General features: G+C 71.6%; 18 protein-coding genes and 1 rRNA gene. 14 read left to right on the top strand and 5 right to left on the bottom strand.

Annotation, left to right across the window (positions count from 1 at the left end; genetic code table 11):
- From BU198_RS01940 to eccE, 3 genes are all read right to left on the bottom strand, one after another.
- Positions 1-191 (bottom strand): hypothetical protein (locus BU198_RS01940; RefSeq protein WP_223243799.1); only part of this gene is annotated, 191 nt, incomplete at its 3' end.
- A gap of 131 nt (positions 192-322) precedes the next feature.
- Positions 323-1090, bottom strand: coding sequence for a hypothetical protein (locus BU198_RS01935; RefSeq protein ID WP_188295054.1), 768 nt, complete (start codon positions 1088-1090; stop codon positions 323-325).
- Positions 1090-2310 (bottom strand): type VII secretion protein EccE, encoded by a 1221-nt coding sequence (gene eccE, locus BU198_RS01930; RefSeq protein WP_262986984.1) that lies wholly within the window; start codon positions 2308-2310, stop codon positions 1090-1092. The genes BU198_RS01935 and eccE overlap by 1 nt, the downstream gene beginning before the upstream one ends.
- Before the next feature lie 374 nt (positions 2311-2684).
- Between eccE and BU198_RS01925 the strand changes: the two genes are divergently transcribed.
- From BU198_RS01925 to mycP, 4 genes are all read left to right on the top strand, one after another.
- Positions 2685-4379 (top strand): type VII secretion protein EccB, encoded by a 1695-nt coding sequence (locus BU198_RS01925; RefSeq protein WP_188295052.1) that lies wholly within the window; start codon positions 2685-2687, stop codon positions 4377-4379.
- Between the two features lie 185 nt (positions 4380-4564).
- Positions 4565-4870 (top strand): WXG100 family type VII secretion target, encoded by a 306-nt coding sequence (locus BU198_RS01920; protein WP_188295051.1) that lies wholly within the window; start codon positions 4565-4567, stop codon positions 4868-4870.
- Between the two features lie 120 nt (positions 4871-4990).
- Positions 4991-5281, top strand: a complete 291-nt coding sequence (locus BU198_RS01915; RefSeq protein WP_188295050.1) for a WXG100 family type VII secretion target — start codon at positions 4991-4993, stop codon at positions 5279-5281.
- Positions 5282-5380: 99 nt separating this feature from the next.
- Positions 5381-6616 carry a type VII secretion-associated serine protease mycosin gene (gene mycP, locus BU198_RS01910; RefSeq protein WP_317619923.1) on the top strand — a complete coding sequence of 412 codons (1236 nt, stop codon included), beginning with the start codon at positions 5381-5383 and terminating at the stop codon, positions 6614-6616.
- A gap of 128 nt (positions 6617-6744) precedes the next feature.
- Here mycP and BU198_RS01905 read toward each other — a convergent pair whose 3' ends face one another.
- Together BU198_RS01905 and eccCa are read right to left on the bottom strand one after the other, a co-directional pair.
- Positions 6745-8148, bottom strand: a complete 1404-nt coding sequence (locus BU198_RS01905) for an APC family permease (protein WP_188295048.1) — start codon at positions 8146-8148, stop codon at positions 6745-6747.
- A gap of 466 nt (positions 8149-8614) precedes the next feature.
- A complete protein-coding gene (gene eccCa, locus BU198_RS01900; protein WP_188295047.1) occupies positions 8615-12559 on the bottom strand; it encodes a type VII secretion protein EccCa in 3945 nt (1314 codons plus the stop codon).
- A gap of 431 nt (positions 12560-12990) precedes the next feature.
- Here eccCa and eccD point away from each other — a divergent pair, with 431 nt between their 5' ends.
- The 10 genes from eccD to BU198_RS01850 form a co-directional block, all read left to right on the top strand.
- Complete coding sequence (gene eccD / locus BU198_RS01895; protein ID WP_188295046.1) at positions 12991-14448, top strand: type VII secretion integral membrane protein EccD; 1458 nt, start codon at positions 12991-12993, stop codon at positions 14446-14448.
- Positions 14449-14684: 236 nt separating this feature from the next.
- Positions 14685-14975, top strand: a complete 291-nt coding sequence (gene rpsO / locus BU198_RS01890) for a 30S ribosomal protein S15 (protein WP_148645116.1) — start codon at positions 14685-14687, stop codon at positions 14973-14975.
- A gap of 454 nt (positions 14976-15429) precedes the next feature.
- A complete protein-coding gene (locus tag BU198_RS01885) occupies positions 15430-17637 on the top strand; it encodes a polyribonucleotide nucleotidyltransferase (RefSeq protein WP_188295045.1) in 2208 nt (735 codons plus the stop codon).
- A 120-nt stretch (positions 17638-17757) separates the two neighbouring features.
- Entirely contained in the window at positions 17758-19110 is a 1353-nt protein-coding gene (locus BU198_RS01880) for a pitrilysin family protein (protein ID WP_317619922.1), read from the top strand.
- Positions 19111-19141: 31 nt separating this feature from the next.
- Positions 19142-19888, top strand: a complete 747-nt coding sequence (gene dapB / locus BU198_RS01875) for a 4-hydroxy-tetrahydrodipicolinate reductase (protein ID WP_188295044.1) — start codon at positions 19142-19144, stop codon at positions 19886-19888.
- 25 nt (positions 19889-19913) lie between these two features.
- Positions 19914-20372: a tetratricopeptide repeat protein gene (locus tag BU198_RS01870; protein WP_188295043.1), complete on the top strand. Its 459-nt coding sequence runs from the start codon at positions 19914-19916 to the stop codon at positions 20370-20372.
- Positions 20369-21100, top strand: a complete 732-nt coding sequence (gene thyX, locus BU198_RS01865) for an FAD-dependent thymidylate synthase (RefSeq protein ID WP_188295042.1) — start codon at positions 20369-20371, stop codon at positions 21098-21100. The genes BU198_RS01870 and thyX overlap by 4 nt, the downstream gene beginning before the upstream one ends.
- A gap of 215 nt (positions 21101-21315) precedes the next feature.
- On the top strand, positions 21316-22215 hold the full coding sequence (dapA, locus tag BU198_RS01860; protein ID WP_188295041.1) for a 4-hydroxy-tetrahydrodipicolinate synthase: 900 nt from the start codon (positions 21316-21318) through the stop codon (positions 22213-22215).
- 169 nt (positions 22216-22384) lie between these two features.
- A complete protein-coding gene (locus BU198_RS01855) occupies positions 22385-24070 on the top strand; it encodes a ribonuclease J (protein ID WP_188295040.1) in 1686 nt (561 codons plus the stop codon).
- A 477-nt stretch (positions 24071-24547) separates the two neighbouring features.
- A 16S ribosomal RNA gene (locus BU198_RS01850) occupies positions 24548-24671 on the top strand; the annotation flags it as partial.

Raw genomic sequence — 24671 nt, 5'->3', positions numbered from 1 at the left:
GGCCCGGGCGCCGCCGCACCGGGCGCCCCCGACGCGGCGGGAGCCGCCGCAGTGGCCGGCGCGGCGGGTGCCGCCGAGGTCTCGGTCTGCACGTACCAGGACGGGGGAGTGTAGTCAGGCGCGTCCGACCAGTCGTCGTCGTCCTCCGCCGCGTTGTCGCCGACGTAGACGCCGTCCCGATCGCTGCTCACTCTGGCTCCCTCGTGTTCGCCGCCGCTTGTTCAGCGGTGCCGTTGCCGCATCAAAGACTAGGCCGTACGGCAACCCCCGTTGAAGGCGGCTTCGCTTCCCTTCCGGCCCGCCCGGTGCGGCGAGCCGCTGCTCAGTCCATCCGGCGCGGGCCGCCGAGCACCTGCTGCTCGGCCTGTCCGGCCACGGCCCGGACGTACTGACGCCGCATCCGGGTCGCCCACAGGGTGAGGTCGTCGCCGAGGGTGGGCAGCGCGGCCACGTCCTCCGGCGGCAGCGACAGCACCCGGCCGGTCAGCTCCGCCTCCTGCGGCGAGATCCGCTGCACACCGACCAGGTCGGCCGCGTTCAGCACCCGGGAGGCGTTCGGACCGAGGTACGGCAGCAGCGTCAGGGTGGTCTGCCAGGGTGCGGCGGAGAGCCGGCTGCGCGGCGGGCGGGCACCGAGGTCGCGCACCACCAGCACCGGCGAGGCCACCGAGGCGCCCTGCGGGCCGAGCCGGCCGACCTGGTGGACCGTCACGCACGGCTGGCCGCCGCCGGCCGCCTGGGCCATCGGGCCCCACAGCTGCGCGCGGGCGGTCTCCACCGCGACCCGGGCGCCGATCGCGGCCGCCCGCAGCGCGATGACCTGGGCCGTCCACATGCCGCCGACCAGCACCAGGTCGTACGAGGTCGGGCGGAACAGGCCGAGCACCGCGGGCAGCCCCTGCGGGTCGACGCCGATGACGACGCCGTCGTCGCCGACCGGGAAGGCCAGCGCCGCGAGGTCGGCCGCCTCCAGGACGTGCTTCTCCCGGCGCGGGCCGCGCAGCCCGAAGCCGGGCAGGATCCGCGGCCGGGTCCGGTGCTGCTCGGCGCCCGGCTGCGGGCCGAGCGTGGGATAGGACTGATACGCCATCAGGAAGCCCCTCCGAGCGGCAGGGTGGCGAGCATGCCGGGGGCCTGCTCCAGGTCGAGCCGGACCAGCCCGAGCCCGGTGCTCTGCGCCCTGGTCTCCACCTGGCGGCCGGCCTGCCCGACCTCGCTCTCGCTGCGGCCGGTCACCCGCAGGTGCCCGCTGACCGTCACCGAGCCGCCGGTGCCGTGCCCCGCGGTCAGGCTGAAGGTGCTGGCGAGGGCCGGGGAGCCGGTGATCAGGTTGACCAGGTCCGGCGCGGCGACCCGGCCGGGCGCGCCGCCGGGGCGGCTCAGCTGCGGCCAGCGGGAGATCCAGTACGTGGTGTGCCAGCGGTCGTCGATCCGCCAGAACCGGTTGCCCTCCTGGGTGCGGCGGGTGGTGCCGCCGCCGCTGCCGGTGCCCTGCCGGCCCGCCACCGCGATCGGGTTGGCGCAGGTGGAGATGGCCAGTGCGGCGATCAGCTCGCGCTCGTCCAGCACGGTCGCGTTGAACCCGGCGCTGTTGAGCCGTCCGGCCAGCTGGTCGGTGACCCGTTGCAGGGCCTTGCGGGCGCCCTCCTCGCCGCCGCCGCGGGCCCGGACGGCGGTGGCCGCGCGATCCGGGTCGAGCTTGAGCGCGACCCAGGTCAGCCGCAGTCCAGGGGTGGAGGTGCCGTCCGGCAGTTCGCGGTAGGCGCGGGCGGCCAGCGACTGCTCGGGCAGGTGGGGGGCGGGGGCGGGCTGGGTGTGCTGGACCAGCTGCACCGACTCCAGGGTGATGTCGTCCACGGTGAGCGCCGAGCAGATCACGTCCAGCGGCAGTGGCAGCGCGGTGCGCACCGGGCGCAGCGGCTGGTCCTTGGCCTGGACGAGCAGCACCGAGCTGAGGAAGGTCCCGTCGCCGACCATGCCGGTCTCCCGGCGGACGGGGCGGCCGCCGAACTCGGCCTCGGTGGCGTGGGTGCAGGTGCGCAGCCCCGGTTCGAGCTCCAGCGCGGGCGCCAGCGCCGGGTCGGTGCCGGCCGGCGGCAGCAGCGTCCTGGCCTTCCTGCGGCGGGACTTGAGGGCGGCCCTGACCCGCAGCAGTTCCGGGACGGTGCGCCCGCGCACCGGCACGACCGCGAGGACGAGCAGCACCAGCGCGACCGTGCCGAAGCCGGCCGCGACCGGGCGGCTGATCGTCCAGCCGACCGCGACCAGGGCCGCCGCGACCTCGACCAGGACGAGCTGCTGGAGCTTCAACCGGCCGCCGAGGAGCCCGGGTCGGGGATTGACCCGGACTTGCACGGCGCCGCCGCCCCCGGTGCCGGTCGGCTGCGGCGGGGCGGTCCCGGCCTCGGTCGCCGGTGCGCTGTGCTGCGCCCGGTCGGCCCGGCGCGACCTCCCGACGCCCGCGCTGCGGCGGCGTCCTGGAGCGGTCTGGCTTGGCATCCCCCGGTGGCCCTCTCTGATCCGTTGCCGCGGCCCGGCTGGCTGGTTCGCGGACCGTACCCGTACCGTACTCACCGTCTGCTGCCGCATCGTAGAGGGTTCGCGCCGGTTCGTGCCCGGCGGGTGACCACGGGGCAGGTCGGTCTGACGGGGTCCGGCAAGGTCTGACAAGGGGGACGACGACGATGGCATCGCGCCGGGACGAGCTGAACGCGTACACCTTCGCCCGCAAGCGCACGGTGGGCGCCTTCCTGCTGCCCGCGGGCGGGGGCAGCGACGAGGACGCGCCGCGTCCGGTGAAGGCGGTGCTGCCGAGTGTGCTGGCCGGGGTGGTGATCGTGGCCGGCTTCGGGCTGTGGGGGGTGTTCAAGCCGAGCGCGCCGGTGAAGTGGGACGACGGCAAGAACGTCATCCAGGGCAAGCAGTCGACCACCCGGTACGTGGTGCTCACCGATCCGGACGGCAGGACCAGGCGGCTGCACCAGGTGCTCAACATGTCCTCGGCGCGGCTGGTGCTGCCCGCGGGCGCCAAGGTCGTGGTGGTGGACGACGGGGTGCTCGACCGGTACCCCAACCACGGGCCGACGATCGGCATCCCGTACGCGCCGGACAAGTTGCCGACCACGGACAACGCGAGCAAGCCGATGAAGTGGGCGGTGTGCGACCGCCCGGGTTCGGACGACAAGCAGGAGACCGTCAACCAGGCGGTGTTCGTGGTGGCCGGCGCGGACGCGGCGGCGCTGGCGGCCAAGGACCGGATGCTCGGCCCCGACCAGCTGATGCTGGTGCAGCAGGCGGACGAGCAGCAGGTGTCGGCGGCGCCGGCGCCGGGCCAGCCGGCCGCCGCGGGGGCGGCGGTGTTCCTGGTCGACGCGCAGGGCCGCAAGCACCCGATCGGCTCCCCGCAGTCGGACGAGAAGGAGCGCAAGGCGCTGATCACCGCGGTGTTCGGGCCCAACGCGGTGCCGCAGCGGGTCAAGCGGGACTGGCTGGAGACCCTGGTGAACGGCACCCCGATCACCTTCCCGAAGGTCGAGGGCGTCGCCGACACCCAGGGCGGCAACAGCAAGGTGGAGCTGAGCAACCAGGCCGACCGCAGGGTCGGCCGCCTGGTGCACTACCAGGACCGCCACTACGTGGTCGGCAAGGACCAGCTCCACCTGGTCACCGCGTTCCAGGCGGAGCTGATCCGGCAGAACCCGGCCTTCCAGGTGCTCTACAAGTACGACCAGGACAAGAAGCCGCGCAGCGACGAGATGACCCCGTCCGACAACGCCCAGTGGGGCGGCGACGTCCGGCTGCCGGACACCGCGGCGGACTGGCCGCTGAAGGCCGGTGCCCCGGTGAACAACTGGCAGGACCGCCAGGACGCCCGGATGGTCGTGTGCAGCACCTTCGACGGCGTCGCCGAGGACGGCGCCACGGCCAGGCGCAGCGTCTGGGCCGGGACTTCGTACCCGGCGCCGTACAACAACGGAGCCGGGGCCGCGTACGTGACCCCGGGTCACGGGCTGTTCTACCGGTCGCTGGACCACTCCACCGCCGGTTCGGGAAGCGACTTCCTGATCACCGAGACCGGGCTGCGTTACTCCGTCCCGGCCAACGGGGACGGCGGCCAGCGCCCCACCGGCACGCCGCAGCCCGGTCAGAGTGGCACCCCGAAGCCGACGGCGCCGCCGTCGGGCACCCCGGCCCCGGGGGCGCAGTCCCAGCAGCCGGGCCAGCAGCCGTCCCAGCAGCCGGAGGAACCCGGCGGCAACCAGGCCAGGTTGGGCTACCAGGGGGTCCAGCCGCTGCCGGTACCGAAGGAGTGGTCCAACCTGGTTCCGGCGGGCCCGCCGTTGACGGCGAAGAGCGCCGCCCAGCCGCAGAACGCCTGACCGGCCAAGCGCGGCAACCGAATTGGCCTCAGTGTCATGGTCTGGTAACTACTCCCTGCTCGGTGTTGGGTGAGTTGCGTGTGCCGACTACAGTGCTGCTGGACATCACACGGGTGATGGGACGGACGGCCCGCACAGGGCGCTCCGTACACGCAAGAATGTTGTCTCATGGGGGACGGTGGAGCATGGCTCAGGGTCAGTTCACGATGACCGCTCAGGAGATGCTGGCTTTCGCCAAGCAGATCGAGGAGGCCATCGGCAAGATCGAGGCTGAGCGGAACAAGCTCATCAGCACGGTCTCGGGTGTCACCAGCGGCTGGAAGGGCCAGGCGGCCACGGCCTACACGACTCTGCAGGGCAGGGTCAACGACGACATCGCGAAGCTCAAGGACTCGCTGACCGCGATCAAGCACGCGATCGAGCTGACCACCAAGCACTACGCGAGCACCGAAGAGGAGCAGCGGGCGATGTTCGGCTCGGCCCAGGGCTGATCACCGAATTCGCGCTGATCACCGCGGCCGCGGCGATCGCCGTTCTGTCCCGATCCACCGCTCCGCGGAGCGCCCGCCACTGACCGCGTGGCGCTCCGCGCCCTCGTCAAGGGAGACAACGTGTCCGACCAGATCCTCGTCAACTTCCAGACCGTTCACCAGGCGGCCGAGGAGGTGCGCGCCTCGGCGGGCCGCATCGACCACCTGCTGAACGACCTCAAGGCGAATGTCACGCGCATCGCCGGCAGCTGGCAGGGTGCCGCCCAGCAGGGCTACCAGCAGCACCAGACCCAGTGGGACACCCGCGCCAACGACCTCCAGCAGACCTGCGCGAAGATCGCGACCTCGCTGGACCAGGCCGCGCAGAGCTACAAGACGACCGAGGACGCCAACTCCAAGCTCTGGGGCTGACGTTCGGGTTCCGCAGAGGAACGGCAGGGGGCGGGTACCCGGATTCCGGGCACCCGCCCCCGACGCGCGGCACGGGTGGACGACATGAGGGGTGGCAGGGTGTCCCGACACGGGTACCGGAAGGCGGCCGCGGCGCTCGCCGCGTTCGCGGTGCTGGGCGGCCCGCTCGCCGCGCCGGCGCACGCCGACGGCGGGACCGGACTGGCCGCGGCCGGCGACTGCCCCAAGAACGCGCCCGACGTGCAGACCGTGCCGTGGTCGTTGCAGCGGCTGCTGCTGGACGAGCTGTGGCAGGGCGGGCGGACCACCGGCGCGGGCGTCACCGTCGCGGTCATCGACACCGGGGTGGACATCACCAACCCGCAGCTGACCGGCAAGGTCGACGAGGGCCCCAACCTGCTGGTCAACCGGGAGACCAAGGAAGCGGTCCAGGGCAAGTCCATCGAGGACCCGGTCGGCCACGGCACCAAGGTGGCCGGCATCATCGCCGCTGGCCGCAGCCCCAGGACGGGCTTCGTCGGGCTGGCTCCCGACGCCCGGATCTTCTCGGTCCGGCAGAACGACAGCGACGGCAACGGCGACGTCTCCACCCTGGTCACGGCGATCAGGAAGGCGGTTGACCAGCCCGGTGTCAGGGTCATCAACATCTCCCAGGACGTCCGCGGCGCGGGCGACGCCCACTTCGGCGGCTACCAGGAGCTGAAGGCCGCCGTCGAGTACGCCGAAGCGAAGGACGTCGTGGTGGTCGCCTCCACCGGCAACGACGGCAAAGAGGGCGACACCTACCCGGGAGCCTTCCCCACCGTGCTGGCCGTCGGCGCCTCCGACCGCAACAACGAGCGGGCGCCGTTCTCCCAGTACGGCGGCTTCGTGAAGGTCGCCGCGCCCGGTGTCGACATGCTGTCCACCGTGCCGGGGAGCGGCCAGTGCGTGGACAACGGCACCAGCTTCGCCGCCCCGTACGTCTCCGGGCTCGCCGCGCTGCTGAGGGGCGCCCACCCGCGCTGGAAGGCGGCCCAGGTGCGGGCCTGGATCGAGCAGACCGCGCAGCGCACCCAGCGGGAGCCGGACGAGTTCGTCGGCTGGGGCGTGGTGGACCCGGTCAGGGCGGTCACCAAGGCGCCCGACGACGCGCCCTTCGCGGCGGCCCCGGACGCCCCGGTGCAGCTCGCCGCCGCGCCGATCGTGCCGCGCCCGGTGGGCCTCGGCGAGACCCAGGCCGACCGCGACGGCCGCACCGCGACGTACGTCCTCGGCATCGGCGCCCTGCTGGTCGCCCTGTTGATCGGCGGCGGCGTGGTGCTGCGCGACCAGCGGCGCAGGTCCGCCGACTGACGACCGGCGGAAGCCGCCCACCGGGACCCGTCGGCCCCACCGGGGCCCGCCGGAACTCCCGTGCGGATGTGGCGGTGCCCCGGGCTGGGGGAGGCCCGGGGCACCGCCGTGTGGGGGAGGGGTGGGGGTCAGTCCTGCTGGTCCTCGGGGAGGCTGATCACCCAGCGGGTGTCCTGCCGGGGGCGCAGGTAGAACAGCCAGTAGAGGGTGGCGGCGGCGGTGATGCCGCCGGTCCACAGCAGGGGCTCGGCGTCCAGCTTGGTGATCACGTAGACCAGGACGACGATCAGCACGACGGGGACGGCCGGCCACAGCGGCATCCGCCAGGCGGAGGCGTGCTTGTGGTGGGCGCGGCGGGAGAGCAGCGCGGCGATCGCGACCAGCAGGTACATCCCGGTGACGGCGACGCCGGTGATGTTGCTCAGCAGCTCGCCCTTGACGAAGCAGAGCGCGGCGCCGGGCAGGCCGACCGCGAGGGTGGCGATCCACGGCGAGCCGAACCGGCCGAGGGTGCCGAAGGCCTTGTTGACCGGCTCCGGCCAGGCCTTGTCGCGGGCGGAGGCGAACAGCACCCGGGAGTTCTGGATGACCATGACGATGCCGGCGTTGATGATGGCCAGCGCGACGCAGAGGCTGATGAAGGTGCCGACCGCGGAGTTGCTCCAGGCGGTGACCATTCCGGAGATGTCGCCGGCGGCCAGGGTCTGGAGGTCGGGGGCGCCCATGGTGATGGCGACGACCGGGACCAGGATGATGGCCGAGGAGATGCCGAGCGTCCACAGCACGGTGCGCGAGACGTTGCGGCGGGGGTTCTCCAGCTCCTCGGACAGGTAGACCGCGGTGGAGAAGCCCTGGGTGATGAACAGGGCGATGCCGAGCGCGCCGACGATGGCGCCCACGCTGACCGTGGTGGTGGCGCCGCCCTCCCCGGTGACCACGCCGTGCAGCAGGCTGGGGGCGTCGCTGTTGGTGTGGGCGAAGCCGAGCACCGAGACCACGCCGGCCGCGATGACCTCCAGCACCAGGAAGACGCCGGTGATCCAGGCGTTGGCGCGCAGGTCGAGCAGGCCGGCCAGGGTGGCGGCCAGCATCACGGCGGCGCCGGTCATGGCCTTGTCCAGGTGCAGGACGGGGGCGAGGTAGTCGGCGGTGCCGAGGGCGATGACCGAGGGGACGATCATCACCACGATCAGCGAGAGCACGAAGACCAGCCAGCCCATCAGCCGGCCGGCCAGGGTGCCGACCATGGCGTACTCGCCGCCGGCGCTGGGGATCAGGGTGCCGAGTTCGGAGTAGCAGAAGGCGACCGCGACGCAGAGCACGGTGCCGATCGCGATGGCCAGCGCGGTGGCGCTGCCGATGCTGGAGAACAGCTCTGGCACGATCACGAAGAGCGTCGAGGCCGGTGTGACGCAGGACAGCGTGAGCAGTGTGCCGCCCACGACGCCGATCGAGCGCTTGAGCTGCTGGGGCGCTGCCGCCTCGGCCGCCGGGGCGGCTACGGTCTGTGGCGGGCGAAGCGTGTCGGTCATGTGGCTTCCGATCGGCTGTGCGGTCCTGGAGTGGGAGCGGTATCGCCTCCGCTGGCTGGTTGCTCGGTGTCCGTTTCCAGTCGCTCCCGGGCCGCCATGGAACCTTGGGCGTATCGATCGCGTCAACGTCGGAACTGCTTCGGAATCCGTTGCGAAGAACGGCACAGGCATACGATCCGATGATCACATTCAGTCATTGCGAGCTTTGCCCGACTTGTTACCTTGGCCACATTCCAATTGAATCGAAGGTTAACAAAAGAGGGTGGATGTGATTCGAAGGTCGTCTTCCGGATGGATGGCGACAGGCCCAGGCGGCCCCGGAGCGCCCCGCAACGCCTGGGCCGGGTACGGGAACCGCAGCCGCCATCCGGAAAGTGCCAGGTAACGTTTCGGAACCCGGGACGCCGAAGGGGCCGGACTCCACGAGTCCGGCCCCTTCGATCACCGTCCGTGACGGGCGGCGCGGCTACGCCACCGGCAGCCAGCCCGTCTGGACCATCTGCCCACCGGTCACCCTGCGTGACACGTAGACGCCTCGGCCCGGCGGCAGCGCCTGCGGCTTGACCGTCCCCAGCAGCGCGCCCTCGTCCCGGTTGCCGGAGAGGATCACGCCCTGCCCGCCCAGCTCGCGCATCCGCTGCAGCACCGGCTCGTACAGCGAGCGGCCGGCGCCGCCCGCGCTGCGGGCCACGATCACCCGCAGGCCGATGTCACGGGCGAACGGCAGGAACTCGGCCAGCGGGGCCAGCGGGTTGCCCGAGCTCGTCGCCACCAGCTCGTAGTCGTCGACGATCACGAACATGTCCTTGCCGCTGTACCAGCTGCGGTTGCGCAGCTGCTCGGCGGTCACGTCCGGGCCCGGCAGACGGCGCGAGCAGGCCCCGCGCAGCATGTCCACGATGGCCGCCATGGCCGGCTGCGCGGCCGCGTACTCCACCAGGTACTCCTGCGGCACCGTGCCGAGCAGCGCGCGCCGGTAGTCGCCGACCACGATGCCCGCCTGGTCCGGGGTGTACCGCTCGGTGATCTGCTTGATCAGCATCCGCAGCACCGCCGACTTCCCGGACTCGGTGTCGCCGAAGACGATGAACAGCGGGTCGGTCTCGAAATTGACGAAGGCCGGAGCCAGCTCCGCCTCGTCCACGCCGAAGGCGACGCCGCGCTCCGGGTGCTCGGAGCCCTTCGGCAGCGAGTTGCCGTCCAGGACGGCCGGCAGCATCCGGACCTGCGGGGCGCGCGGCCCGGTCCAGGCGCCGTCGACGGCGCCGACCAGCCCGGCCACGCCGTCCTGGAGGTCGTCCACCGAGGAGGAGCCGTCCAGACGCGGCAGGCCGGACAGGAAGTGCAGCCGCTCCGCGGTGATGCCGCGCCCGGCCAGCGCCGGGACGTTCTGCGCCACCCGGCGGTCGACCTCGGACTCCATCGCGTCACCGAGCTTCAGCTCGGTCCGGTTCTGGAGCAGGTCCTTCAGCGCAGGGCGCACCTCGGCGTACCGGGTCGCGGTGATGACCAGGTGCACGCCGTAGCCGAGGCCGCGCTGGGCGATGTCGCCGATCACCGGCTCCAGGCCCTCGAACTCCTGCTTGAAGGTGTTCCAGCCGTCGATCACCAGGAAGACGTCGCCGAAGGCCTCGTCCGGCAGCCCCCCGGCCGCCCGGCGGGCCCGGTAGGTGGCGATGGTGTCGATCCCGGCGACCCGGAACAGCTCCTCGCGCCGGTTCAGCACCCCGTGCACCTCGGAGACCATCCGGCGCACCTTGTCCACGTCCAGGCGCCCGGCCACCCCGCCGACGTGCGGCAGCCCGGCCAGCGACTGGAAGCTGCCCGCACCGAAGTCGAGCAGGTAGAACTGCACCTCCAGCGGCGTGTGGGTGAGGCCGAACGAGGCCACCGTGGTGCGCACCACGGTCGACTTGCCCGAGCGCGGGCCGCCCACGACCAGGCCGTGGCCGGCCGCCCCCGCGTAGTCGACCTCCAGGATGTCCGTCTTCTGCTCGCGCGGCTTGTCGACGATGCCGATCGGCACCCGCAGCCGGCCCGCCGGGTAACCGGGCGCGGTCAGCCCGCGCTCCGGCACGACCTGGAGCGGCGGCAGCAGGTGGTCCATGCTCGGCGCCTCCTCCAGCGGCGGCAGCCACACCTGGTGCGCGGCCGGGCCCTGGCCGGCCATCCGCTGGACGAACACGTCCAGCACGGTGTCCACCAGCGCGTCGTCCTGCTCCGGGGCCTGCGGCGCGACCTCCTCCTCCACCGGGTCCGGCAGGTCCACGAAGGCCGCGGTGAACTCCACCGGGTGCGCGTTGATCCGCCGGCCGCCGGTCGACCGCTGCTGCCCCGGTGCCCGGTAGGGCCCCGAGACGTAGGCGGCCTTGAACCGGTCCATCACGTCCTCGCCGAACTTGAGGTAGCCGACACCGGGCACCGGCGGCAGGTGGTAGGCGTCCGGCACGCCGATCGCCGCCCGGGACTCCGCGGCCGAGAAGGTGCGCAGACCGATCCGGTACGACAGGTAGGTGTCCAGGCCGCGCAGCTTGCCCTCCTCCAGGCGCTGCGAGGCCAGCAGCAGGTGCACGCCCAGCGAGCGGCCGATCCGGCCGATCTGGATGAACATCTCGATGAAGTCGGGCTTGGCGGCGAGGAGTTCGGAGAACTCGTCGATGATCAGCACCAGCGAGGGCAGCGGGTCCAGCGCCGCGCCGGCCGCCCGGGCCCGCTCGTACTCGTGGATGTTGGCGTAGTTGCCCGCGGAGCGCAGCAGCTCCTGGCGGCGGTGCAGCTCGCCCTCGATCGCGTCGCGCATGCGGTCGACCAGGGTGAGCTCGCCCTCCAGGTTGGTGATCACCGCGGAGGTGTGCGGCATGTCCGCCATGCCGGAGAAGGTCGCACCGCCCTTGAAGTCGGCGAGGACGAAGTTCAGGATCTCCGAGGTGTGGGTCATCGCCAGCGCCAGCACCAGCGTGCGCAGCAGCTCCGACTTGCCGGAACCGGTCGCGCCCACGCACAGGCCGTGCGGGCCCATGCCCTCCAGCGCGGCCTCCTTGATGTCCAGGTAGACGTGCTCGCCGTTGGCGCCGATGCCGATCGGCACCCGCATCCGCTCGTGCTGGGCGCGCGGGCGCCAGCTGCGGGCCACGTCGAAGGAGCCCGGGTCCCCCGAGCTCATCATGTCGGTGAAGTCGAGGTTGGACAGCAGCGGCTCGTCGTCGCCGCCGGCCGAGATCCGGTACGGCGCCAACTGCCGCGCCAGCGCCTCGGACTGCCACACCGAGAGCAGGTCGGGCTTGCCGGTGTACGTCGCGCCGGAGGCCGAGCGCAGCACCAGCTTGTCGGCACCGACCGTCACCATCAGGTGCCCGCTGGGCTCGTCGACCTCGCCCGGCACCACCTCGATGACCGTCACGCCCTGCACGCCCTCCGGACTCGCCAGCAGCGAGTCGTGCGGCACCCCGGCGCCGTCCATGACGACCACCAGGTGCGGCTGGTCGGCCGGGGGCGCCACCTCGCGCACGAAGCGCTGGCGGCCGGACAGCTCGTCCTGGAGCAGGTACTCCAGGTCGCCCAGGTCGGTCGCGAACAGCCGGCGCGAGCCCGCGCCGTCGGCTTCCTTGCGGTGCTGGTTGTGCGGGAGCCACTTGGTCCACTCCCACTCCTCGGCCGCGCCGGGCGCCGCCGCGACCGCCACCATCAGGTCGTCCGGCGAGTGCAGGGTGGTCAGCTGGGAGAGGATCGCGCGCACGTTGCCGTACACCGAGTCCGGGTCCCCGCACACCGTGATGTGGTAGAAGGCGCGCAGCGAGACCGCCAGCGGCAGGTCCTGGAGGGTGCCGTGGGCCTTCAGGAAGGAGTGCATCGCGGCCGCCGACAGCGGCTCCAGCTCGTCCATCGGCGCGGTCTGCGGCGCCACCAGCGGGGTGGACAGCTGGACGGGCCCGAGGCCCACCCGGATCTGCGCGAAGTCGCCGTCCCCGGTGCGCCGTTCCCACAGCCGCCGGCCGTCCTCGACGATCGACCACAGCTGGTCCGGCGCCGGGTTGAGGAACAGCAGCGCGCCGCGCTGGCGCTCCGCCGTGCGGCGCACCTGGCGGCGGGTCTGCTGGAGGTACTTCAGGTAGTCGCGCCGCTCGTCCGCCATCGCGGTCGAGCCGCCCTTGCGGGCCCGGACGATCTGCGCCAGCACCATGCCCAGCGTCGAGGCGACCATCAGGCCGCCCATGATCTTCATCGGGGCCGCGGCCCCCGGGGAGAAGAAGAACACCGCCGAGCCGCCCATGCCCAGCATCGGCAGGATGCTCATCAGCCAGTCCTCGCCGCCCTGCCGGGGCAGCTCGGGCGGACTCACCAGCTCCACCGGCTCGTCCGGCACGGTGGGCGGGTACGCCCTGGCCGGTCGCTTGACCGTGATCACACCCATGTGTCATCCACCCCGCGGCGTCGATCGATCACTTCGGCATCAGCCCTCACGCGCTTGCGCACGGTCCGTACGGGAATCCGGTGGCCGAGGACGCCCCACCCAGCGCAGCCCCCGTACCTTTGCGCAGGCGCCGATCCTAACGGTCGCCCCCGCACCGCCCGCCAGGGCCCGGTACGCGCCGCCCGCCGGGGCCTGGTACGCACCGGCAGCGGGCACGAACCGAACGGGTAGGGTAACGCCGCGCCAACTCGCGGCCCGGCCGGGCCGGTTCCACAGCCACACCGAGCGCCGCCGTGCCTCGGCACCGTCAACAAGGGGGAGCGCCACGTGCGTCGAAGGATCGAGGTGGGGGCACTCATGAGCGAGCGCAGCGGGCTCGCCGTCGGGTGCGCACCGGGCGGGGTGCCCGCCGAGCGCGGCGAGGTGGGGGCATGAGCGCTGCGGCGACCGGCTACTGCCGGGTGACCGTCGTCGCCCCGGACCGCCGGATCGACGTCGCCCTGCCCGAGGACGTCCCGCTCGCGGACGTCTACCCCGAGGTGCTGCGGCTGGCCAACCAGAGCCAGCCCGACGGCACCCCCACCGGCTTCCACCTGGTCCGCCGCGACGGCACGGTGCTCGACAGCGGACTGCCGCTGGCCGCCCAACAGGTCCGCGACGGCGATCTGCTGGCGCTGCGTCCCTTCGCCGAGTCGCTCCCGCCGGCCGTCTACGACGACGTCGCCGACGCGATCGCCAGCGCCGTCGAGGCCGACCGCCGGTTCTGGACCGCCGAGCTGATGCGCGGCTTCGGCCTGATCGGCGCAGGGGTGCTGCTCACGCTGCTCGGCTTCGCGCTCTGGTTCTCCGACCTGCGCCACGACATGCACGGCCTGCCCGGTGTCCTGGCCGGGGTCACCGCCGTGGTGCTCACCGCGCTCGCCGGGGTGCGCGCCCGGGTCTACCAGGACGCCCCCGCGGCCGTCGCGCTCGGCCTCGGCGCGCTGCCGCACGCCATGATCGGCGGCAGCGGCGTCATCGCCGTCGCCCACCCGTGGGACGGCCCAGGACGGCTCCAGTTCCTGGCCGGCTGCGTCGCCGTCCTGGTGGTCTCCGTGCTGCTGGCAGGCCTGCTGCCGGAGCGGGACGCGGTGTTCGTCGCCGCCGCCCTGGTCTCCACCGCCGGCTCGCTCGCCACCTTCGCGGCCGTCCTGCTGCCGCAGACCCCGGCCGGGCACATCGCCGCCGTCACCGGTGTCGCGGCTGTCGCCGTGGTCGGCTTCCTGCCCGGCCTCTCCGCCCGCTTCGCCCGGCTGCCGGTCGGCTTCAGCGCCCCGGGCCAGACCCGTACCCGCAGCCGCGACTACGACGAGGAGGCCGAGCGCGCCGAGGCCGTCCAGTACGAGCGGATCGCGCACCAGGCCCGCCGCGGCCACGAGGTGCTGGTCGGCCTGGTCGGCGGCTGCGCCGCGGTCGTGGTCGGCGCCTGCGCCGTCCTCGGCTTCACCGACGAGACCTTCCCGGAGCTGCTCGCGCTCGCCCTGGGCCTGGCCACCATGCTGCGCGCCCGGCTGTTCCGCTACACCGCGCAGGTGCTCAGCCTCACCGTGGCCGGCCTGCTCGGCCTGTGCCTGCTGATCGTCGGGCTCTCCCTGCACACCCCGCAGTTCTTCCTGCGGGTGGCCGGCTCCACCACCGAGCTCGACCTGCGCACGGTCTGGCTGACCGCCTCCATCGCCTTCGGCGCCGCGCTGCTCACCGCGATCGCCCTGGTGGTGCCGCGGCTCGGGGTCTCCCCGTTCTGGGGACGCATCCTGGACCTGGTGGACAGCCTCACCCTGATCGCGCTCGTCCCGCTGGCGCTCGCCGTCCTGGAGATCTACCGGCTGGTCCGCGGCGCCACCGGCTGACCCTCCGGCCGGCCCGCTGCCGCCCGCCTGTTGCCCGCCCGCCGCCCGCCCGCCGCCCACCCGCCGCCCGCCGGACGGCCGGATGGGCGGCACTGGTACGCTTGGCCTCCGAGCGCAGCCGTGTGTCTGCATCCCCTCCGTGGGCTGCACCGTGCCGGCCGCGCTCACGACACCGAGTTCTCGATGAGTCCTGTGCTGTCGACCAGGACCGCTCGGTAGACCCCGAAGGAGTTGCAGTGGCTCTCGCCTCTGACGTCAAGAAGCAGATCATCGCCGAGTTCGGCCAGAAGGAGGGCGACACCGGCTCCCCCGAGGTCCAGGTGGCCATGCTCTCCCGTCGCATCTCGGACCTGACCGAGCACCTCAAGGCCCACAAGCACGACCACCACTCGCGTCGTGGCCTGCTGATCCTGGTCGGCCAGCGTCGCCGCCTGCTCCAGTACCTGGCCAAGAAGGACATCGAGCGTTTCCGTACGCTCGTCGACCGCCTGGGCATCCGCCGCGGTGCCGCCGGCGGCGCCCGCTGAGAACGCCGCCAGGGGGCGGCTCCCCTCCACCGGGGAGCCGCCCCTCGCGCGTATGCCGCGGCTGTTGAGCCTCGGCGCCCTGACATAACAACTCGCGCGCACCTCCCCAGGTGGCCGAGGATTGCACCGTAGGGTTGTGGGCATGCCGGGTGATGGCGCACCAGCGCGCCACCCGGGCAGAAGGACCCGAACCCCCCGCGGGACGAAGGCTTCAAACGGAAGCCGCCCGCATCCGAGAGAGCGTCCAGACGCGAACCGCCCTCCCCGGCCAGGCAGCCGTGAGGCGCCGGTCCTCGGTAGTGGCCGTCGGAACCCCGCAGACCGAGCGGGACACTCCGGAGGCTTCGATCGAAGACCGGCCCGACTGCCGCCCTCCCTGACGAGGGCCATGGGCCCACCGAGGCAGTGCGCGGGGACGCTCTCCCGGAGACGTACGAAAGAGGAGATCTTCCAGGTGGAAGAGAACGTGTTCTACGCCGAGGCCGTGATCGACAACGGTTCCTACGGCACCCGTACCATCCGCTTCGAGACCGGCCGTCTGGCCCGTCAGGCCGCCGGTTCCGCCGTGGCCTACCTGGACGACGACACCATGGTGCTGTCGGCCACCAGCGCGTCCAAGCAGCCGAAGGAGCACTTCGACTTCTTCCCGCTGACCGTGGACGTCGAGGAGCGGATGTACGCCGCGGGCCGCATCCCCGGCTCGTTCTTCCGTCGCGAGGGCCGGCCCTCCGAGGACGCGATCCTCACCTGCCGCCTGATCGACCGCCCGCTGCGCCCGTCCTTCGTCAAGGGCCTGCGCAACGAGGTCCAGGTCGTCGTCACCGTGATGGCGCTCAACCCCGACCACCTGTACGACGTGGTCGCGATCAACGCCGCCTCCGCCTCCACCCAGCTGGCGGGCCTGCCGTTCTCCGGCCCGATCGGTGGCGTGCGCGTCGCGCTGATCAACGGCCAGTGGGTCGCCTTCCCGACCCACAGCGAGCTGGAGTCGGCCGTCTTCGACATGGTCGTCGCCGGTCGCGTCCTGCCGGACGGCGACGTCGCGATCATGATGGTCGAGGCCGAGGCCACCGACAAGACCATCAAGCTGGTCGAGGGCGGCGCCGACGCGCCGACCGAGGAGATCGTCGCCTCCGGCCTGGAGGCCGCGAAGCCGTTCATCAAGGTCCTGTGCGCCGCGCAGGCGCAGCTGGCCGCCCAGGCCGCCAAGCCGACCGGTGAGTTCCCGGTCTTCCTGGACTACCAGGACGACGTCCTCTCCGCGCTGACCGCCGCCGTCAAGGACGAGCTCGCGCAGGCCCTGACCATCGCGGGCAAGCAGGAGCGCAACAACGAGCTGGACCGCGTCAAGGCGCTGGCCGCCGAGAAGCTGCTGCCCGAGTTCGAGGGCCGCGAGAAGGAGATCAGCGCCGCCTACAACGCGCTGACCAAGAAGGTCGTCCGCGAGCGCGTCATCACGGACAAGGTCCGCATCGACGGCCGCGGCGTCACCGATATCCGCACCCTGGCCGCCGAGGTCGAGGCCATCCCGCGGGTGCACGGCTCGGCCCTGTTCGAGCGCGGCGAGACCCAGATCCTGGGCGTCACCACGCTGAACATGCTGCGCATGGAGCAGCAGCTGGACACGCTCTCCCCGGAGACGCGCCGCCGCTACATGCACAACTACAACTTCCCGCCGTACTCCGTCGGTGAGACCGGCCGCGTGGGCTCGCCCAAGCGCCGCGAGATCGGCCACGGTGCGCTCGCCGAGCGCGCCCTGCTGCCGGTGCTGCCGACCCGCGAGGAGTTCCCGTACGCCATCCGCCAGGTCTCCGAGGCGCTGAGCTCCAACGGCTCCACCTCGATGGGCTCGGTCTGCGCGTCGACCATGTCGCTGCTGAACGCCGGTGTGCCGCTGAAGGCCGCCGTCGCCGGCATCGCCATGGGCCTGATCTCCCAGGAGATCGACGGCGAGACCCACTACGTCACGCTGACCGACATCCTCGGCGCCGAGGACGCGTACGGCGACATGGACTTCAAGGTCGCCGGTACCCGCAACTTCATCACCGCCCTCCAGCTGGACACCAAGCTGAACGGCATCCCGGCGTCGGTGCTCGCCGCCGCGCTGAAGCAGGCCAAGGACGCCCGCCTGCACATCCTCGACGTGATGAACGAGGCCATCGACTCGCCCGACGAGATGTCCCCGAACGCGCCGCGCATCATCACCATCAAGATCCCGGTGGACAAGATCGGTGAGGTCATCGGCCCCAAGGGCAAGATGATCAACCAGATCCAGGAGGACACCGGCGCCGAGATCACGATCGAGGACGACGGCACCATCTACATCGGTGCCGCCGACGGCCCGGCCGCCGAGGCCGCCCGCACCACGATCAACCAGATCGCCAACCCGACCATGCCGGAGGTCGGCGAGCGCTACCTGGGCACCGTGGTCAAGACCACGACCTTCGGCGCGTTCGTCTCGCTGATGCCGGGCAAGGACGGTCTGCTGCACATCTCGCAGATCCGCAAGCTGGCCGGTGGCAAGCGCGTGGAGAACGTCGAGGACGTCCTCGGCGTCGGCGCCAAGGTGCAGGTCGAGATCGCCGAGATCGACCCGCGCGGCAAGCTCTCCCTGATCCCGGTCGTCGAGGGCGAAGAGGGCGGCGAGGCCGCTTCCGAGTGAAGCGCCGCTAGCTGATTCCCGCGGCCCGTACGCCTCCCGGCGTGCGGGCCGCACCCCGTTGTCCACGCGTTCGTCCGTACGTGCCCCCGCGCACGTGCGTTTCCTCTGGAGGTACCCCCCGTGGCGCAGGCCCCGGCGGTAAAGCAGCGTCCCGGCACCACCCGGACCCTGCTCAAGGGCGTCGACGGCGCCGGCACGGTGCGCCGCACCGTCCTCCCCGGCGGCCTTCGGGTCGTCACCGAGACCCTGCCGACGGTGCGCTCCGCGACCTTCGGCATCTGGGTCGGCGTCGGCTCGCGGGACGAGACCCCGCAGCTCAACGGCGCCACCCACTACCTGGAGCACCTGCTCTTCAAGGGCACCGAGCGGCGCAGCGCGCTGGACATCTCGGCGGCCCTGGACGCGGTCGGCGGCGAGATGAACGCCTTCACCGCGAAGGAGAACACCTGCTACTACGCCCGGGTCCTGGACACCGACCTGCCGCTGGCCATCGACGTGGTCTGCGACATGCTCACCGGCTCGCTGATCCGCGCCGAGGACGTGGAGGCCGAGCGCGGCGTCATCCTGGAGGAGATGGCGATGGCCGAGGACGACCCGGGCGACGTGGTGCACGACCTGTTCGCCAAGGTGATCTACGGCAGCGGCCCGCTGGGCCGTCCGATCCTCGGCACCCAGGAGACCATCAGGACGCTCACCCGGGACCAGATCGCCGGCTTCTACCGCCGCCGCTACCGGCCCGAGCACCTGGTCATCGCGGCGGCCGGCAACCTCGACCACCGCAAGGTCGTCAAGCAGGTCGAGCAGGCCTTCGCGCCGGTGCTGGCGGCCTCCACCGCGGCCCCCGCCGAGGCCCGCCGCGGCGTCAAGGCGCTGCGCACGGCCGGCCGGGTCGAGGTGCTCAACCGCTCCACCGAGCAGGCCCACCTGGTGCTGGGCGTGCCCGGCGTGCCGCGGCACGACGAGCGCCGCTGGGCGATGGGCGTGCTGAACGCGGCCCTCGGCGGCGGGATGAGCTCCCGGCTGTTCCAGGAGGTCCGCGAGAAGCGCGGCCTGGCGTACTCGGTCTACTCGTACTCCTCGTCCTACGCGGACAGCGGCCTGTTCGGCATCTACGCCGGCTGCCAGCCCAAGCGGGTCGAGGAGGTGCTGCGGATCTGCCGCGCCGAGCTGGCCAAGGTGGTCGAGGAGGGCATCACCGAGGAGGAGCTGAACCGGGCGATCGGCCAGATCTCCGGCTCCACCGTGCTCGGCATGGAGGACAGCGGCTCGCTGATGAACCGGATCGGCAAGGCCGAGCTCAGCTACGGGCACCACCTGTCGGTGGACGAGATGCTGGAGCGGATCGCGTCGGTGACCCTGGAGGACGTCCACGCGGTGGCCCGTGATGTGCTGGGCGCGTACCGGCCGTCGCTGGCGCTGATCGGCCCGGTCAACGACAAGCGGGCCGCCAGGCTCGCCGATCTGCTGGTGTGAGACCGAGACTGCTGGTGAGAGGACTTTCGCTATGACGCTGCGTGTCGCCGTGATCGGCGCCGGGGGACGGATCGGCTCCGAGGCGGTCAAGGCCGTCGAGGCCGCGCCGGACCTGGAGCTGGTCGCCACCCTCGGCCGCGGCTCCGCGCTGGAGGAGCTGACCGGGGCCGGTGCGCAGGTCGCCGTCGAGCTGACCCACCCGGACTCGGTGATGGGCAACCTGGACTTCTGCCTGCACCACGGCATCCACGTGGTCACCGGCACCACCGGCTGGACGGACGAGCGGCTCGCCACCGTCCGCGGCTGGCTGGACGAGGCCCCGGAGCTCGGCCTGCTGATCGCGCCGAACTTCTCCATCGGCGCCATCCTCGGCATGAAGTTCTCCCAGATCGCCGCCCGGTACTTCGAGTCGGTCGAGGTGGTCGAGCTGCACCACGACCGCAAGGCCGACGCCCCCAGCGGCACCGCCACCCGCACCGCCCAGCTGATCGCCGCGGCCAGGGCCGAGGCCGGCCGGCCGCCGCAGCAGGACCCGACCACCCACAGCCTGCCCGGCGCGCGCGGCGCCGACGTGGACGGGGTGCCGGTGCACGCGGTGCGGCTGCGCGGCCTGCTCGCCCACCAGCAGGTGATGTTCGGCGACACCGGCGAGACGCTCACCATCCGGCACGACTCGCTGCACCACAGCAGCTTCATGCCGGGCATCCTGCTGGGCGCGCGCAGGGTCGTCGGGACGCCGGGGCTGACCTTCGGCCTCGAACACTTCCTGGACCTGTGACCGTGCCGAACTCCAGGAGTGCGTCATGACCTCCCGCACCGGCTTCTTCGCCCTGTCCGGCGTGCTGCTGCTGGTCGCCCTGGTCTGCGTGGGCGAGGGCGTCCAGCTGATCGCCACCGGCAAGCCGCTCGGCATCGGCCTCGGCGTCTGCGCCTTCGTGGTCCCGGTGATCGGGGTCTGGTTCCTGCGCCAGACCGTCCGCTTCGGCCGGGACAGCGAGCGGCTGGCCCGCGAGCTGGAGGCCGAGGGCGGCCTGCCGGTGGACGAACTGGAGCGCAGCAAGGGCGGGCGGATCGACCGGGCCTCGGCCGACGCGGTGTTCGCGCGCCGCCGGACGGAGGCCGAGGACACGCCGGGCGACTGGCGGGTCTGGTTCCGCCTCGCCGTGGCCTACGCCGACGCCGGCGACACCCCGCGCGCCCGCAAGACCATGCAGCACGCCATCAGGCTGCACAGCACCGAACCCGCAAGGAGTAACGCGTGAGCGACGAACCGACGGCCCCCAGCTTCCGCAGTGACGTGACGGTGGAGCTGGTCCGCAGCGCCGCCGCCGACTCGGACGTCATCTGGGCGGCCCGGGTCTCGACCGCGGGCGAGCAGTCCCTGGAAGCCGTCCAGCAGGACCCGGAGAAGTCCAAGGGCCTGATCAACTTCCTGATGCGCGACCGGCACGGCACGCCGTTCGAGCACAACTCGATGACCTTCTTCATCAGCGCGCCGATCTTCGTGTTCCGGGAGTTCCACCGGCACCGCAGCGGCTGGTCGTACAACGAGGAGTCCGGCCGCTACCGCGAGCTCCAGCCGGTCTTCTACGTCCCGGGCGAGGAGCGCAAGCTGGTCCAGCAGGGCCGTCCCGGCAAGTACGAGTTCTTCGAGGGCACGCCCGAGCAGCACAGGACCACCACCGAGGCGATGGAGGCCGCGTACCGCGAGTCCTACGTCCGCTACCAGGAGATGCTGGCCGCCGGGGTGGCCCGCGAGGTGGCCCGCGCGGTGCTGCCGGTGGGCCTGTTCTCCTCGATGTACGCGACCTGCAACTCGCGTTCGCTGATGCACTTCCTCTCCCTGCGCACCAAGCGGGAGAACTCGGCGGTGCCGTCGTTCCCGCAGCGCGAGATCGAGATGGTCGCCGAGCAGATGGAGGAGCAGTGGGCCCGGCTCATGCCGCTCACCCATGCGGCCTTCGAGAAGCACGGCCGGGTCGCCCCCTGACCTGGGACGACAGGCATCCGGGCAGAGTGTCTGGCATGTCTGGATTGCGGCTTTTCTAGCCGCTCCCTACATTCGTGAACACGGATTCCGGTGCTGCCCGAACCCCCGAGCGGGCAGCACCGGAATCCCACGTCCACACCCCCGGCGCGCTGCGCCGGTCCGAACAGCGGACCGGCATGGGTACCGCCCCACCGCCTACGAGTAGCTTTGGACGCATGGCTCCGACCTCCACCCCCCAGACGCCGTTCGGCCGGGTCCTGACCGCGATGGTCACCCCGTTCACCGCCGACGGCGGACTCGACCTCGACGGCGCCCAGCGCCTCGCCACGCACCTCGTGGACTCCGGCAACGACGGCCTGGTCGTCAACGGCACCACCGGTGAGTCCCCGACCACCAGCGACGCCGAGAAGGCCCAGCTGGTCCGTGCCGTGGTCGAGGCGGTCGGGGACCGCGCCCACGTGGTGGCCGGCGTCGGCACCAACGACACCCACCACAGCGTCGAGCTGGCCCGGCAGGCGGAGGCGGTCGGAGCGCACGGCCTGCTGGTCGTCACGCCGTACTACAGCAAGCCCCCGCAGGAGGGCCTGTACCGGCACAACGTGGCCGTCGCGGACGCGACCGGGCTGCCGGTCATGCTGTACGACATCCCGGGCCGCAGCGGGGTCGCGCTGAGCCACGAGACGCTGGTCCGCCTCGGCGAGCACCCGCGGATCGTCGCCAACAAGGACGCCAAGGGCGACCTCGGCGCCGCGGCTTGGGCCATCGCCCGCGCCGACCTGGCCTGGTACTCCGGTGACGACATCCTCAACCTGCCGCTGCTGTCCGTCGGAGCCGTCGGCGTGGTCAGCGTCGTCGGGCACGTGGTGGCCGGGGACCTGCGGGCGATGATCGAGGCCTTCCTGGCGGGCGATGTGGTCAAGGCCACGAGCATCCACCAGCGCCTGCTGCCGGTGTTCAGCGGTATGTTCCGCACCCAGGGCGTGATTCTCGGCAAGGCGGCGCTGGAACTCCAGGGGCTGCCGGCCGGCCCGCTGCGGCTGCCGCTGGTCGGAGCGACGCCGGAGGAGATCGCGCGATTGAGGCAGGATCTCGCCGCCGGCGGGGTACACCTCTAACAGACACGGACGTGCGCGCCCCGGCTCGCCGGACCTCCCAGGGTCCGCCGCTGGACCGGACCGAAGGCGCGAGAGCACAGACCCAGTAGGAAACGACACTGAGTACGCACGCCATATGTCTCCAGGGGGAGGACCCCGGGCATATGGCGTGCGTCGTGAGGAGAGTCTTTTGAGCCACCCGCACCCCGAGCTCGGCGCGCCCCCGGCACTGAAGGAGGGCGCCCTCCGGATCACCCCGCTCGGCGGCCTCGGCGAGATCGGCCGCAACATGACGGTCCTCGAGTACGGGGACCGCATCCTGATCATCGACTGCGGCGTCCTCTTCCCCGAGGACGAGCAGCCCGGCGTGGACCTGATCCTCCCGGACTTCACGTACATCCGGGACCGTCTCGACAAGGTCGACGGCATCGTCCTGACCCACGGGCACGAGGACCACATCGGCGCCGTCCCGTTCCTCCTGCGGGAGAACCCGGACATCCCGCTGATCGGCTCCAAGCTGACCCTGGCGCTCATCGAGGCCAAGCTCGCCGAGCACCGCATCCGGCCGTACGTGCTGGAGGTCAAGGAGGGCGAGCGCGAGCGCATCGGCCCCTTCGACTGCGAGTTCATCGCGGTCAACCACTCCATCCCGGACGCCCTCGCCGTGGCGGTCCGCACCCCCGCCGGCATGGTCGTGGCCACCGGCGACTTCAAGATGGACCAGCTCCCGCTGGACGGCCGCCTGACCGACCTGCCGACCTTCGCCAAGCTGGCGGAGGAGGGCATGGACCTGCTGCTGGTGGACTCCACCAACGCCGAGGTCCCCGGCTTCATCCCGCACGAGCGGGACATCTCGGCCGCGCTGCGGAACGTCTTCGCGAACGCGGACAAGCGCATCATCGTCGCCTCCTTCGCCAGCCACGTGCACCGCATCCAGCAGGTGCTGGACGCCGCGCACGAGTACAAGCGCAAGGTCGCCTTCGTCGGCCGCTCGATGGTCCGCAACATGGGCATCGCCCGCGACCTCGGCTACTTGAAGGTCCCCGGCAACATGGTCGTGGACGTCAAGCAGCTGGACGACCTGCCGGACAAGGAGGTCGTGCTGATCTGCACCGGCTCGCAGGGCGAGCCGATGGCCGCGCTGTCCCGGATGGCCAACCGCGACCACCAGATCCGCATCGTCGAGGGCGACACCGTCGTCCTGGCCTCCTCGCTCATCCCGGGCAACGAGAACGCCGTCTACCGGGTGATCAACGGCCTGACCCGCTGGGGCGCCAAGGTCGTGCACAAGGGCAACGCCAAGGTGCACGTCTCCGGCCACGCCTCGGCCGGCGAGCTGCTCTACTTCTTCAACATCTGCAAGCCGCGCAACCTGATGCCGGTCCACGGCGAGTGGCGCCACCTGCGCGCGGCCGCCGAGTTGGGCATCGCCACCGGGGTGCCGCGCAACCGCGTGGTCATCGCCGAGGACGGTGTCTGCGTCGACCTGGAGAAGGGCGTCGCCCGGATCGTCGGCAAGGTGCAGGCCGGCTACGTCTACGTGGACGGCTCCTCGGTCGGCGACATCACCGAGGCCTCGCTCAAGGATCGCAGGATCCTCGGCGAGGAGGGCTTCATCTCGGTCTTCGTCGCGGTCGACTCGACCAACGGCAAGATCATCGGTGGCCCGACCATCCAGGCCCGTGGTTCCGGCATCGACGACAACGCGTTCGTTCCGGTCGTCGCCAAGCTCCAGGAGGCCCTGGACCGCTCGGCGAGCGACGGCGTGCTGGACCCCCGCCAGGTGCAGCAGCTCGTCCGCCGGACCATCGGCAAGTGGGTCGCGGACAACTACCGCCGCCGGCCGATGATCCTGCCCGTCGTGGTCGAGGTCTGACGCTCGCTCAACACCGGCTGAGGCTGGTTTGACGTGGGGCGACCCGGTGCGTAATGTTCTCCGGGTTGCCCCACGGGACGGCCCCTCGGAAACGGACTCGAATGTGAATTCGAGAACGACCGGGGAAAACGGACCGAGAGATTCTGATAGAGTCCGGGAGCGCCGAAAGGCAAAAGCGGATCAAATGAATGAAACTCCGGAAAACGGAGCGGAAAACATCTGATAAGCTTGAAACACGAAAGAACGAAGCCCGGAGGGTCTGCTGGAAGGCAGTCCGAAGGAAGCGTCCGTTCCTTGAGAACTCAACAGCGTGCCAAAAGTCAACGCCAGATATGTTGACATCCCCGGCCTCAGGTTTCCTGGGGTTGGAGATTCCTTTTGAAACAAACACTAGCGAGGACGCAGTGCGCGGGATCACCCTATTCCGGTGGTTGCCGTGCCGCTCAACGCGAGTGTGAACCCGACTACGGGTAAACATTCACGGAGAGTTTGATCCTGGCTCAGGACGAACGCTGGCGGCGTGCTTAACACATGCAAGTCGAACGGTGAAGCCCTTCGGGGTGGATCAGTGGCGAACGGGTGAGTAACACGTGGGCAATCT

Source organism: Streptomyces sp. CBMA156, assembly GCF_014596515.1.
Classification (GTDB): domain Bacteria; phylum Actinomycetota; class Actinomycetes; order Streptomycetales; family Streptomycetaceae; genus Kitasatospora.
Note: the sequence above shows the minus strand (reverse complement) of the source record. Positions and strands in the feature narration are given on the sequence as shown.